This is a genomic window from Bacillus sp. ILBB4 (genome assembly GCF_035064545.1).
Classification (GTDB): domain Bacteria; phylum Bacillota; class Bacilli; order Bacillales; family Bacillaceae_H; genus Priestia.
Map to the genome: position 1 here is coordinate 293,908 of NZ_JAIQVD010000002.1, position 13,224 is coordinate 307,131.

At 36.7% G+C, this 13,224-nt stretch carries 17 protein-coding genes and 1 riboswitch; of the genes, 9 read left to right on the plus strand and 8 right to left on the minus strand.

Features of this window, described 5'->3' with window-relative positions:
* Positions 1–24 precede the first annotated feature (24 nt).
* From LAV82_RS07720 to LAV82_RS07735, 4 genes are all read left to right on the plus strand, one after another.
* Positions 25–276 carry a DNA alkylation repair protein gene (locus LAV82_RS07720; RefSeq protein WP_211078136.1) on the plus strand — a complete coding sequence of 84 codons (252 nt, stop codon included), beginning with the start codon at positions 25–27 and terminating at the stop codon, positions 274–276.
* Between the two features lie 149 nt (positions 277–425).
* Positions 426–965: a hypothetical protein gene (locus LAV82_RS07725; protein ID WP_499715840.1), complete on the plus strand. Its 540-nt coding sequence runs from the start codon at positions 426–428 to the stop codon at positions 963–965.
* A gap of 81 nt (positions 966–1,046) precedes the next feature.
* Positions 1,047–1,925: a sensor domain-containing diguanylate cyclase gene (locus tag LAV82_RS07730; protein WP_499715842.1), complete on the plus strand. Its 879-nt coding sequence runs from the start codon at positions 1,047–1,049 to the stop codon at positions 1,923–1,925.
* A 150-nt stretch (positions 1,926–2,075) separates the two neighbouring features.
* Positions 2,076–2,387: a DUF6509 family protein gene (locus LAV82_RS07735; protein ID WP_211078137.1), complete on the plus strand. Its 312-nt coding sequence runs from the start codon at positions 2,076–2,078 to the stop codon at positions 2,385–2,387.
* A gap of 26 nt (positions 2,388–2,413) precedes the next feature.
* On the opposite strand, the gene LAV82_RS07740 is transcribed toward LAV82_RS07735, so the two are convergent.
* The 3 genes from LAV82_RS07740 to LAV82_RS07750 all read right to left on the minus strand — a co-directional run bounded on the left by LAV82_RS07740 (position 2,414) and on the right by LAV82_RS07750 (position 3,354).
* Positions 2,414–2,590, minus strand: a complete 177-nt coding sequence (locus LAV82_RS07740; RefSeq protein WP_170959566.1) for a hypothetical protein — start codon at positions 2,588–2,590, stop codon at positions 2,414–2,416.
* Between the two features lie 105 nt (positions 2,591–2,695).
* Entirely contained in the window at positions 2,696–2,899 is a 204-nt protein-coding gene (locus LAV82_RS07745) for a cold-shock protein (protein WP_013056130.1), read from the minus strand.
* A 287-nt stretch (positions 2,900–3,186) separates the two neighbouring features.
* Positions 3,187–3,354, minus strand: a complete 168-nt coding sequence (locus LAV82_RS07750) for a hypothetical protein (protein WP_013056129.1) — start codon at positions 3,352–3,354, stop codon at positions 3,187–3,189.
* Between the two features lie 111 nt (positions 3,355–3,465).
* Here LAV82_RS07750 and LAV82_RS07755 point away from each other — a divergent pair, with 111 nt between their 5' ends.
* The 4 genes from LAV82_RS07755 to yoyC all read left to right on the plus strand — a co-directional run bounded on the left by LAV82_RS07755 (position 3,466) and on the right by yoyC (position 6,991).
* Positions 3,466–4,011 carry a YhcN/YlaJ family sporulation lipoprotein gene (locus LAV82_RS07755; protein WP_499715843.1) on the plus strand — a complete coding sequence of 182 codons (546 nt, stop codon included), beginning with the start codon at positions 3,466–3,468 and terminating at the stop codon, positions 4,009–4,011.
* A 280-nt stretch (positions 4,012–4,291) separates the two neighbouring features.
* On the plus strand, positions 4,292–5,770 hold the full coding sequence (putP, locus tag LAV82_RS07760; protein ID WP_499715844.1) for a sodium/proline symporter PutP: 1,479 nt from the start codon (positions 4,292–4,294) through the stop codon (positions 5,768–5,770).
* Positions 5,771–6,002: 232 nt separating this feature from the next.
* The gene (locus tag LAV82_RS07765) at positions 6,003–6,662 is read left to right on the plus strand and encodes an SIMPL domain-containing protein (RefSeq protein WP_098562960.1); all 660 of its coding nucleotides are present in this window, start codon (positions 6,003–6,005) and stop codon (positions 6,660–6,662) included.
* Between the two features lie 62 nt (positions 6,663–6,724).
* Positions 6,725–6,991: a protein YoyC gene (gene yoyC / locus LAV82_RS07770; RefSeq protein ID WP_078081621.1), complete on the plus strand. Its 267-nt coding sequence runs from the start codon at positions 6,725–6,727 to the stop codon at positions 6,989–6,991.
* Positions 6,992–7,026: 35 nt separating this feature from the next.
* On the opposite strand, the gene LAV82_RS07775 is transcribed toward yoyC, so the two are convergent.
* From LAV82_RS07775 to LAV82_RS07795, 5 genes are all read right to left on the minus strand, one after another.
* Entirely contained in the window at positions 7,027–8,208 is a 1,182-nt protein-coding gene (locus LAV82_RS07775; RefSeq protein WP_013056123.1) for a trans-sulfuration enzyme family protein, read from the minus strand.
* Positions 8,192–9,337, minus strand: coding sequence for a trans-sulfuration enzyme family protein (locus LAV82_RS07780; protein WP_499715845.1), 1,146 nt, complete (start codon positions 9,335–9,337; stop codon positions 8,192–8,194). The genes LAV82_RS07775 and LAV82_RS07780 overlap by 17 nt, the downstream gene beginning before the upstream one ends.
* A gap of 71 nt (positions 9,338–9,408) precedes the next feature.
* Positions 9,409–9,526: riboswitch (SAM riboswitch) on the minus strand.
* A gap of 167 nt (positions 9,527–9,693) precedes the next feature.
* Positions 9,694–10,356 carry a YwrJ family protein gene (locus LAV82_RS07785; protein WP_013056121.1) on the minus strand — a complete coding sequence of 221 codons (663 nt, stop codon included), beginning with the start codon at positions 10,354–10,356 and terminating at the stop codon, positions 9,694–9,696.
* Between the two features lie 64 nt (positions 10,357–10,420).
* Entirely contained in the window at positions 10,421–11,569 is a 1,149-nt protein-coding gene (locus LAV82_RS07790; RefSeq protein ID WP_499715846.1) for a spore coat protein, read from the minus strand.
* 131 nt (positions 11,570–11,700) lie between these two features.
* Positions 11,701–12,786, minus strand: coding sequence for a CotH kinase family protein (locus LAV82_RS07795; RefSeq protein WP_063671007.1), 1,086 nt, complete (start codon positions 12,784–12,786; stop codon positions 11,701–11,703).
* Between the two features lie 171 nt (positions 12,787–12,957).
* On the opposite strand from LAV82_RS07795, the gene LAV82_RS07800 reads away from it, so the two are divergent.
* Positions 12,958–13,224, plus strand: a 267-nt coding sequence (locus LAV82_RS07800) for a CotG/ExsB N-terminal domain-containing protein (protein ID WP_499715847.1), incomplete at its 3' end; no start/stop codon positions are given.

Here is a 13,224-nt window from a genome sequence, read left to right on the forward strand (position 1 = left end):
AAATTTTTCAAGGAGATGTTAAAAATGGGAAGCCCTTATCTTTGCCCTAGCTGCAAAACAAATCGAACGCGCTTTAATATCATTGAACAAAATGCAAAACCTGTAAAAATGGATCCAAGAAGCGGAGACGTCGTAGAAGAATACACAAACGAAACACTCGATGCCTTTCATGCTGCTTATAACGGACCGCAAAAACGCATTCAGTGCGGAGCTTGCGGCTTAGTAGAAGATGAGACCATGTTTGTACGGCATGCTGAATCGAATAAACTTCAATAAAAAAGGTGAGGCTCTTTGTCCTCACCTTTAATCATATAAATCTTTATGCTTTTTCTTAATCAAAAAGCAGACATTTTCATTTAAAAAATTCATGTCTTTTCTTATACAAACATGCTAAAATACCTAAAAAAAATATGGAGATGATGGTCATGTCATTCCTTCTTTCTCTTTTACCTTTCTCCTTTTTGAAGAAATTTCGTTTTCCTTCTGTAAGAGAAGTTAATGAAGATAAAACGAATGTAGAAATGCTTCAACAAAGAGTCAAGCTAGTTTCACTTGCTCTTGTAGTTTCCTATCCTATTTATATTTATATAGGTTTTTCTTTACTTCAACATGCGGGGACATCTCAGTTTAGACATACACTAATTGGTATTCATTTCACTAGTTTTGCTCTCTCCTCTCTTTATTTATTTTTCTATTATGTTAGTAAGAGAAAAGAGCTGTTTGCTAACTGCTTAAGCACCATTGTATATGGCTATATATTTTATTACGTATTTGCTGCAGCACTTTCTACTATTAACAGTCAGCTTTTCACAGGTCGCGTAGACGTATATATGATGCTGTTGATTTCCACAGCTGTTTTGTGTCCTATGAAATTAAAACAGCTGTGCATCATTTTTATTCCTAACCATCTTTTTTTACTATACGGCTTATCACGATATGTACCGGATTCTTTTTCTCTTATTTAAAAGCAGATCAATACAACTGCAGCAGTTGCTATCGCTTTACTTATTTCATACATTCTTTATACATACCGTCACAAAGAATATATGAGTCATTTACAGCTAAAAAAAAGCGAACGTAATTTTTTTACGCTGTTCAAAATTAATCCCTATCCTTTACTATTAACAAGATTATCCGACCACAAAGTGCTGCTCATTAACAATAAAGCTATTCATTTTTACAATCTTGCTTCTCAAGATCTTGATCAAATAGACGGATTTATAATCTATCCCACCGATGAAGATCGAGAGGAGATTTTAAAACGTCTTCAACAAGAGAAATATGTAAAAAACTATATCCTAGAAGCACGGGAATATGGAGATTCTAAGTGGGTTATGATCAATTATGAATTACTAGAGTATCAAAGCCAAAGCTGCATACTCGCAGGTATTACCGATATAACCGATTTAAAAGCGGTTGAGCATAAATTGAGCTTGCATGCTTCAACTGATATGCTAACCGGAATTTTAAATCGAAGAAGTGGAATGGAAAAACTGCAGCTGGAACTGCTGAGAGCAAAAACCAATGATACACCTTTTCTATTATGTTTTATCGATATTAATTCTTTAAAACTAGTAAATGATCAATACGGTCATAGAGAAGGCGACTGGCTTATTAAAACAATAGCAGAATCAATTAGTGGTTATATTAGCAAAGATGATACGCTCTTTCGCTACGGAGGCGATGAGTTTTTATTAATTGCTCCTGAACAAACGGAAGAATACGTACAAGAGCTGTGGCAAAATATTAATGAGCAGCTAGAAGGTAAAAAGAAAGAGTTTAATAAGCCATATGCACTGTCTGCGAGTTACGGATTTATTATATGTGCGCCTTCAGACGACACCAACCTAGATACATTCATTCAAAAAGCAGATGCTGCCATGTATAAGCAAAAACATACGCGCGTTTCTTCCGCCTTTAAGTAAATCATCGAAGTCCTTGCGCCATCGATTCGCTAAATAGAATGATCAAGGAATAAATCCGTGCATGAATTACGCATGCACTTTCTTTCTTTGCAAAGAAAAACTATAATAGATGATGCAAGTATTTTACTGATATATGGAAAGGACGTACATATGTTTACAATTAAAGAATATACAGCTGAACAATTGCAGGATCCATTTGGTCTCCTTCTAGGTGAACGCTATGAATTCCATTTATACATTGAGGTAGAAGAAGATGATGAATTATATACGGGCAACGACCTAGCACTACGCTTAGTATATATTAAAGGCGAAGATAACACTTCTATTGCCCAAACTCATTTCTACGAAGTTTCAACAAATAAAGTATTAGACTTCGACCTTGAAGAAGAGGAAGAAGAAGCTGTAAAAGAGTTTTGCGGGAAGCATTTACCTTCAGAGGAAGGTACAAATAAAGAGGAATAATCAAAAATAAGCTCTTTAAAAAGAGCTTATTTTTGATTTCGTTTTTCCATTAGTTTTTTAACTACTTCTTTTGGCTCCCAGCATGTAAACTGATAAGAAGGTCGGGTCTCATAGCCTAGTCTTTTGCAGAGATACTTCATTCCCTTATCCAATTTAATGCTTTGAAAATGTTGACATGTGGCACAGCAATGAAATGAACTCATGCCTTCCCTTCTCCCCTACTTTAATCTATTTTCTTAATCATACAAATAAAACAAATTTGTATAAAAAAAAGCTGCCTATCGGCAGCTTTCATATGTAGCGTTGAATTATAATTTTACAACATTCTCCGCTTGAGGTCCACGTTGACCTTCAACGATTTCAAATTCAACTTTTTGGCCTTCTTCTAATGTTTTGAAGCCTTCAGATTGGATAGCTGAAAAATGAACGAATACGTCATTTTCGCCTGGTACTTCGATAAAACCGAAGCCCTTTTCACTGTTAAACCATTTTACTGTACCTGTAGTAGCCATGTAAAAAAACCTCCAAAAAATGTAAAAATTTTAATATGTTACTCTATATTTACATTTATACCGTAAATAAAAAATTCACATATTATAAAAGAGACCTACGCGAAGTAGATCTCCTTTATAACAAGTGAATTTTCACTAAATCTAATTCGAGTATATGGTCAAACGTAGTATTCATTACATTTATTAAATTTGGTTGCGTTTACATTATACTATACCTATATGTAGAATGCAAATATTGGGCCATTCTTAACATATGGCTCATCCGTTTTGCAAAATATTTATCTTCCTTACGTCAGCATGTTATCAATATGGGCGTCGATAATTTCTTTTCGTTTATTTTGCAGGGTCTCAAATAATAACTTAGCTTCTTCTGAAGTTAGTGCAAACGTTGTTGTTTCTTCATGGTTTTCTTCTTTTGTATGAAGCACAAATATGCTTTGTTGGATTCCACTCATACATATTCCTCCTTTTTCGATAGTATAGGCTTTTTTATATTTTTCATGTATGCTTCACACGTTTTTAACAAATTATAAGGAAGGTTAAAACTTATAAGGAGTGATACTATCATGAAGAAATCGTTTTTGTTTGTTGTAGGCTGCATGACGACCCTTTCTTTATTCGGCTGCAGCACAGCAGATCAAGGTAAAGATGGCGTCATTGATGATGACACAGTCCGCAACGTCACATATGAAAATGGGAACAATAAAACGAAAATGAATGACGTAAACGATACGCAAGACGTACAGCGTAACGAAAAAGAACAGTATAATCAGTCCGGCGGAATGAGAGTAGCCGATGTGGCGGCTGATCGTATCGTAGCGTTAAAAAATGTAAAAGATGCTAATGTAATCGTAACCGATCATACAGCTTATGTAGCAGCTGTATTAGACGATAACAAAGAAGGTAATCTCACAAAAGATATGGAGCATAAGATTGCACATGAAGTGAGAAAAGCCGACGGCAGTGTTCATCGAGTGTTTGTATCAACAAACCCTGATTTTGTAAACCGTATGAACGGATATGTAGAAAAGCTTCAAACGGGCAAACCAGTTTCTGGACTGTTTAACGAGTTTTCCGAAGTTGTTCGACGCGTATTCCCGAATTCACGCTAATATCCATGAATGTCAAAAGAGCATTTTATAAAATGCTCTTTTTATTTTACCTATTGCATAAAAAATACGCTGATAAATTTCTGAATATTTTTATTTTACTTTATTTTAAAAACGATTTCATTTCTTTTGTATAAAGGTTTGGGGGATTTTAGACTTAGAAAATTTACGATTTTACGGGTTGATAGTATAGGAAAAGTTTGTTAGTTTTAAAAACCATAAGACGTTTTCATGGGATGTGTTGCTTATCCCATGCATAAAAAATGCATAAAGGGGAGATTTTGTGGATATTGGGGTTTATATTTCACTCGGCATTTATTTTGTAGGAATGCTCGGAATAGGATGGTATGCCTATACAAAAACCACTGAAGATGTAGCTGGCTATATGTTAGGAGGACGCGGGCTAGGTCCAGCCGTTACCGCCCTTTCAGCTGGCGCTTCGGATATGAGTGGGTGGATGTTAATGGGTCTTCCTGGCTCCATGTATGTAACGGGCCTTTCTAGCGTATGGCTAGCAGTAGGATTGTCTATAGGTGCTTATTTAAACTATTTAATCCTTGCTCCGCGCCTTCGCACTTATACGGAAGTAGCGAACGACTCCATTACAATTCCAGACTTTTTTGAAAATCGCTTTGGCGACCATGCCAAGGTTCTTCGAACAGTATCAGCAATCGTTATCTTTATCTTCTTCACTCTTTACACTTCAGCTGGTATGGTATCAGGTGGACGATTATTTGAATCGGCATTTAGTTTAAATTATCAAATTGGCTTGTTCGTAACAGCATCTGTTGTTATTGCCTACACTCTTTTCGGCGGATTTTTAGCCGTTAGTTTAACAGATTTTGTTCAAGGTGTTATTATGTTTCTTGCCTTAGTTTTAGTACCCATTGTAGCTTTCACCAATGTTGGAGGCGTTAACACAACAATGGATATTGTACAGGGCATTAATCCAGCATACCTTGACATTTTTAAAGGTACGACCGTTTTAGGTATTATATCTTTCTTAGCCTGGGGACTTGGCTATTTCGGACAGCCACATATTATCGTGCGCTTTATGGCTATCTCTTCTGTTAAGGAGTTAAAACCCGCACGTCGTATTGGAATGAGCTGGATGATTATTTCTATTATTGGTGCTATGCTGACAGGGCTTGTTGGAATTGCATATGTAGAAAAAACGGGTATGAAACTAGCAGATCCTGAAACTATTTTTATTAAATTTGCGGATATACTCTTCAATCCGTTAATTACTGGATTTTTATATGCAGCTTTACTAGCGGCAATTATGAGTACCATTTCTTCTCAGCTGCTTGTAACGGCAAGCTCTGTTACAGAAGACTTTTATAAAACATTTTTCCGACGCAAGGCCTCTGACAAAGAGCTTGTGACGGTTGGAAGAGCTGCGGTTTTAGGTGTTGCAATTATTGGCATTTTGCTTTCTTTAAAACCTAGTGATACGATTTTAGGGCTGGTTGGATATGCTTGGGCTGGATTTGGTTCAGCTTTTGGTCCTGCTATTTTACTAAGTCTTTACTGGAAGCGTATGACTCGATGGGGAGCACTTGCAGGGATGATTGTAGGTGCTGCTACAGTATTAATTTGGGTAAATACTCCATTGAAGGATACCCTTTACGAAATGATTCCTGGGTTCTTTTTAAGCTTATTAGCTGTTATTATTGTAAGTTTACTAACAAAGAAACCGTCAAACGATGTTCAAAATCAATTCATTGAAATGAAAGAAATCTTAATAAAAGAATCGAAATAAACAAAAAGAAGCTGAAGAAAAGTATGTTAGTTGAAGGAAGATCCGAACGATGAATCTAGATTCTTAATGAAGAATCAAATTCGTTCGGATTTTTTTATTGGTATGGTGAATGTAGGTTTCATGTATGTAGGTGCTTCTAGCGGTTGATTTAGTTATGTCTGAATCTCTTTTTGTTTTTAATCTCCTTTTCTTATCATATATATACTAAAGATCAATAAAGGAGGTTTTTGGTATGCAACATTCTTATTTCCCGTATGAACCTACACAGCAACTGCGCGTAGATACACAAAATAGAGAAATTAAAGTAATTGGTGAAGGAAGTGTTTCAGCAGTTCCAAATGAAATTTCCATGACGATTGGAACGCGCACGGAAAACCGAGACGTTCAAGAAGCCTTAAAAGAAAATTCAGCTGTTTCAAATACTCTGCTGCAAGAGATAAAAAAACTTGGAATCAATGACCAGCAAATTGAAACAGCTTCGTTCACCATAAATCCTAAATATGATTACAGTGATGGAAAATCGACTCTTACAGGATACGAAGTACAGCACTTATTTAGAGTAAGAGTACAAGATGTTAAACAAGCTGGTGATGTCTATAACGCTACTTTTTCAAGCGGAGCCAACATAGCGCAAGATCTTCAATTCCACGTTACAAATGATGATAAATATGAACAAGAAGCGATAAGTAAAGCTTTGCTTAACGCTAAAGAAAAGGCTTTTACCATTGCCAACACGCTGCAGCTTCCTATTAACCAAATCCCCATTTTAATCGAAGAAGGCCCCGTCTATCAGTCATCTGGCTCCTCGCCTAAGTTATTAGCAGCCTCTCCCCCTATTCAAGCTCAGTCCTTGACTGTATCTGCTTCTGTAAAAGTTACGTACACGTATTAATACTTATGGTAAACTATAGATTATTATAATGAAGAAACTAATCTAAAGGAGCACTTTGCACAATGACTTCTGAACATTTACTAGCAGCTTATCAAACCCTATGGTTGAACCGTTCGTTCGCTTCTAAACAAGCCATGACAAGTGAAGATCAGCTTCACGAAGCCATTATGAAAGATTTAAAGGATGAAATGACTCATCCACGCGTCCGGCAAACACCGCATGTAAAATATCATCTTGGCATAAAAAGAATTCTAAACAGCAGTCTCTCCTCTGATGAAAAAGTTGCGCTTACGTCCCTATACACAAACCTTTTAGATAGCTGTATATAACGATAAAAAGGACTTCCTTGATGGAAGTCCTTTTTTTATTTAATTAACGCTTTTTCTTCTAAGCTTTGAAAAACGGCGTCAAAGTCTTGCTTCAAATCCTCGAATTCCTCTAACCCTACTGAAAGGCGAAGAAGTGAATCAGTAATTCCTTTTTCTTCACGTACTTCTTTTGGGATACTTGCATGAGACATTGTTGCAGGATGCGTTAGAATGGATTCAACTGCACCTAGACTAACGCCAATTGAAGCCAATTTCACTCCTTGTAAAATATGTCGTGCTACTTTTTCATCCTGTACTTGGAAAGAAATCATAGCTCCGTATCCATTTGCTTGTTCTGAAATCAGCTTGTGGTCTGGATGACTTTCTAAGCCTGGATAGTATACACAGCTTACTAGAGATTGTTCTTCAAGCCACTTTGCAAACTGCAGCGCTGTTTTTAACTGCTGATCTAAACGAACTTTTAATGTCTTAATTCCTCGAAGCAGTAAAAAACAATCCTGTGGTCCTAAGATAGCACCAAAAGCATTTTGTACAAACTTTACTTCTTCTGCTAGCTTTTCATCGCTTACCACAACTAGACCGCCAATGACGTCACTGTGACCGCTGATATATTTTGTAGCACTATGAATCACAATATTTACACCAAGGTCAATCGGCTGCTGTAGATAAGGTGTTAAAAACGTGTTATCCACAATTGTAAGGAGATTGCGCTCCTTCGCCAAACTTGCTACTGCTTTAATATCCGTTACCTGTAAAAATGGATTTGAAGGGCTTTCGATATAAATAGCTCTCGTATCTTTTGTGATTGCTTCTTCTACTTTCTCAACCTTCGTTGTATCAACAAAAGTTGTTTTGATACCAAACTTTGAAAATAACCGTGTTAATACACGATATGTCCCGCCGTACGTATCGTGTGAAACTAAAATTTCATCCCCTGATTCAAAAATAGATAACACCGATGAGATAGCAGCCATACCTGATGAAAAAGCAAAACCAGCGTATCCATTTTCTAGCTGAGCAATGGTGTTTTCTAAAGCCTCACGAGTTGGATTTCCTGAACGAGAATAGTCATAGCGGCCGTTGTTCGTCTCATCTTCTTGGTTAAATGTAGATACCTGATAAATAGGTACGTTAACCGCTCCAAAATGACCGTCAATTCCTGTATTTGCATGAATTAAGTTCGTACCGAATCTATGTTTATTATTGTTGGTATGCATCAAATGCCTCCTTCAAATCTTTAATTAAATCATCTGCGTGCTCAATTCCAACTGATAATCGCAGTAAACAGTTTGTTACTCCAACACGATTTCGAATTTCCTCGGGAATATCAGCGTGTGTTTGACGAGCTGGGAATGTCATTAAACTTTCCACGCCTCCTAAGCTTTCTGCAAATGTAATAACTTTAACATTTTCCAAAAGCGTGGACACGATGTCAGGGTGTGAGACAGCAAAAGAAATCATGCCTCCAAATCCAGTCGCTTGTTTCTTCATGATTTCATAGCCTGGATGTGTTTCAAGACCAGGGTAATACACTTTTTCTACGAGATCATGAACAGTAAGCCAATTTGCAATTTTCAGTGCGTTTTCGTTATGCTTTTCCATACGAAGCGCTAGCGTCTTAACACCGCGCAACAACAACCAGCTATCTTGTGGACCTAAGATTGCCCCAGCTGCATTTTGATAAAAACGAATTTTCTCTCCTAAGCTACTACATCGAGCGACTACAAGACCAGCAACTACATCATTATGCCCCCCAATGTATTTGCTCGCACTATGTATCACAATATCTGCTCCAAGCTCTAAAGGACGCTGATAGTAAGGGGACATGAATGTATTGTCAACGATAGTAAGCAAATCATGCTGTTTAGCTAACGCAATTGCTTCGGGCAAATCAGTCACGTGCATCATTGGATTTGTAGGTGTTTCAATAAATAAAGCTTTCGTGTTGGGACGAAGCGCATCTTTTACTTGCTCGAGATGGGCTGTGTTGACGTACGAAACAGTAATTCCTTGCTCTGAAAAGATTTCATTTAGTACTCGGTACGTTCCTCCGTATAAATCTTCTGATACAATTAAATGATCTCCGTTTTTAAATAGTGCTAAAACTGCCATTACGCCCGCCATTCCTGAAGCAAATGCTACTCCTACTTCTCCTTTTTCTAAAGCAGCAATTGCTTCTTCCAATGCTGTACGAGTAGGATTTGCCGTACGTGCATAGTCAAATCCTGTACTTTGCCCTAAAGCAGGATGAGCAAATGTTGATGCTTGATAAATGGGTGTTGTAATAGAACCTGTTGAAGGGTCGCGACCTACTCCTGAACGAACTAATAAAGTTTCAATTTTCATCTATTTCTCTCCTTAACTCAAAATAAAAAACACTCTTCACAGATGGAAGAGTGTTCGTTTATACACGATTTCTCTCATCTGTTAGAACAATACTGATGTTCCACAGGAATTAGCACCGTTCAAATGAATGTTTCATTTGATGGTTGCCGGGCATCGCAGGGCCAGTCCCTCCGCCACTCTTGATAAGAGTTCTATATAATTGTTGGTGGTTAACGTTTGTTGTTAATAACTTTAATAAAGATTTTCTTTATTGTCAACATAATTTTCTAAAAAATTCAAATCATCTCATTTGTTTATTCAATATACTTGTCCTGATAAGCACATAAAAAAAAGAGACGACAGCCAGGTCTCTTTTTCTAAGGCAAGTGCACAGATTTTACGTGAGCTAACTTCCAATACATACTTTCTCCATTTGCCGTAATTAGTTCAACAATATTATTAGAAACTTCTTTAAGTACGCCAATTTTTTCTGATTGATCCCCTAAATCTAATACGACCAGTTGATTTTCATATTTTTTAAGCTGCTCTTCAAAGTTTCTGACAAAAGGTGCAGAGGCGGGCCTTACCGGGAGCTCTTTGTCACTTAAAGAATAAGGGGTTAACTCATTACTGTAAGGGGTAAGCCATTTCAAATGATGTAGAGAAACAAAGACATTTTTATACACTGGAGAATAAAACACAAGATAATCATTCAGCACGCTTGTGATATAGCCATGCAATGATTTCCCTCCTGTTACATAAATTTCAATAAATTTCCCTTTTGCCTGCTGTAAAATATTACGATAAGAAATTCGCTGACTTTCTTCTATCAAGTTCTCTTCTATTTCACGTAAAACCGTATAGTCTTCTTCTGATACTTCTCGCAAACGATGCATGTGTAAAAGAGGAATATACAAATAATCATGTCCATTATACAAAATCATGACATCTAACCCTAAGTCAACAAGTCTGCCAATAAACTTAGTTTTCCCTGAAATATCTACTTCTACAATTTTATTAATATAACGATTTATACTCATTCTCCTCCCTCTTTCCTATATGACAGAAAAGGTGCTTTATAAGCACCTTTTTTGTTCTTATTCATTATGCTTTCCAACGATAATTTTTTGTTTGGATGACTTGCTCTCTTGACGCTGACGAGTGTGAATCTGTGCGGCGGCTTTTTCCTGACGAGTGTGAATCTGTGCGGCGGCTTCTTCCTGTACGACCTTCTGGAACGCCTTCCGTTGATCCTCCGTCTTCAGTATTTGTATTTTCCTCTTTCTGCTCATCATCTTGATTATTATTTTGTTTAAAAGATCCTTTTGCTCCTACACAAATGGTTTTAACATGTCTTGGCTGTAAGCGTAATACTTGATTGTCCTGAACAAGGGTAAAAGTACCATTCCGACTTTGCACCAATACACCTTCTACAGCTTCTGGACCGCCGCCGTTGATCGATACCCATTTGTGTGATAGATGAGTAAATAAATTATTAAAGTTTTTTGATTTCATATAAGTTGGTTCCTGATTTGTAGCAAATTGATTATTCATTTGAATGTTATTATTGTTATTATTATTGTTATTATTGTTATTATTGTTTTGATATTCACTTATACTTTTTACATGTTCAACATTGATATAGACGATACCATCATCTTCCGACAGTAATACAAGGTAAGCAGACTCTGACGAACCTAATACGTCAAGGAGCTGGCCTGCTTTTTTCTCAGGACCCCCTTGATTTATTTGAACATATTTACTTTTCAGTAATGATAAAGTACTAGCAAATGTCTTGCCTCTATACAACTCTAAAGTACCGTCATTATCAAACCCGGTAAACGTCTGTGCTGAATTTGACATAGCATCTTCCGTAATACTCTTAACATGGGATAAATGATAATATACAACAGTATATCCTTGTTGATCATTTTGATTATTTTGATTATTTTGATTGTTTTGGTTGTTTTGGTTGTTTTGGTTGCTATTTCCCTCATTATTATTTTCATCATTGTTATTATTGTTATCGTTTTCTACTGCTAATATTAAATAATCAGACTGAACATCAAGTAAATAACCTGTTTTTGATTCAGGACCTCCTCGATAAACAGTCACCATTCTTCCTTTTAAAGGTTTAAACTGCGAAGAATAGCCTTTATCAGGTCGATTTGCATTTTTGCTGTGGCTGCGTTTTCGGTTTGGATTTGAATCTTGACCTTGATTTTGCCCATAATAATAATAATAGTTTTCCATTCTTTTTTCCTCCTTGTTAGTCATCCATATTGGTCATTCATACTGTATATATACGTATCATGTACAGCTATTGATTTCGTACATTTGCCTATTATTAACAAATTCCACTTCTGCCTATCATTCTATGGTATCTAAAAAGTAAGAAGATTATTTTTAATATATGCTGTTCGGTCTTTTATAAAGGATAAAATAAATGCCGGCTCCTCATAAAATTGTTCTATATTGTTTTTTACATAAGGATCTTTCAAAATATAAGGCTTAAGCTCTTCGTGCATTTGATAGACGATGGGTTTCATATATTCCACTGTAAATTGATTATTTAGAACATTGTTCATCTTTTTAATATAACGTTTTTTAATGCTATCTACTGCCAATAAGCGAGCGGTAAGCGTGTTAAATCCTTGTGCACGGACGTAATCCCCTTCCATTACTTTTCCATTTACATCTCTTCCCCAAGTCGCATCATAATCCCATGGAATCAGTTCAAAGCGTCCACTTTCATGGTTTCGATAGAGGGCATAATTATGAACAAAACCGTCGTAATTCTGCATACAAATAATACCAACTAACCAAGATAAGTAGCGGTCTACGTGCAGATACTTCTCAATATTCTGTTCGAATTCTGTATTTGTCCACGTATTAAGATTAAATATAAACTGCTCTAATTTTTCCTCATCTCCTTGTTTCACTGCTTTATCTTCATACCCTGATAGCAGAGTTGTTTTTGGCTTTTTATCTAAGTCGCTCATTAAAGAAAAATTAGCATCTCCGTCTACTGCATAAAATATGGATCCATCCGCCAAATTTCTTTTTTTCAAAAATAGTTCATCTACCGATTCGAGCTGAAGATATATTCCTTCATTTTTACCGTTAATTGTGAGGTTTATAAACTGAGACTGAGGAGATAAAACGTCTAAGGAGGAGAAAAAATCGAGGGACAATTTGTTGCGCATAAGCGATGGATCTTTATATTCAGCGTTTAGGTGTATTTCTTTGGCACGCTGAAATATTTTCGGAGAATAGAATTCAATATAATATGACTTTTTCTTCATCTTCCGAATATGGGAGCCTCTTAGCAACAAATCAATATCGTAGCGTTTTTTGTTAAACTTCATCGTTGCCTGAACAGCTTCTTCTGACCAAATATCTCTTTGCATTTCCTTTAAATCTTTTACATTCACAAACAGAGCGTATTGAGGAATTTCTTTTTGCTTCATTACTCGACCACCTTTCTTCAATTATTAAAGTATATGAAGAGCAAATTCTCCATGATACCCCATCATATCAACTATTTCCTTAAACTCCACTTTTGACTTATATCAAAGACAAGCATCGTCGCGTATTCTATTAATGCAAGACCTAGTCCAATTGACAAGGAGGTTTTTGGATTGCATATTACAGCTGAAAAAATTAAAGAGGCTGCTGAAGCCCTAGAAAGTACAGAACTGAAATCTTTTATGTTTCAAGAGCCAACTGCCGGCCCACTAACAAGACGTCGTCGCTCTTCTCGTAGTACTGGCCGCTCTCGTCGTTCTACCCGCGGTACTCGCCGTTCTACTCGCCGTTCTACTCGCCGTTCTACCCGCGGTACTCGCCGTTCTACTCGCCGTTCTACTCGTCGTTCTACCCGCGGTACTCGCCGTTCTACTCGCCGG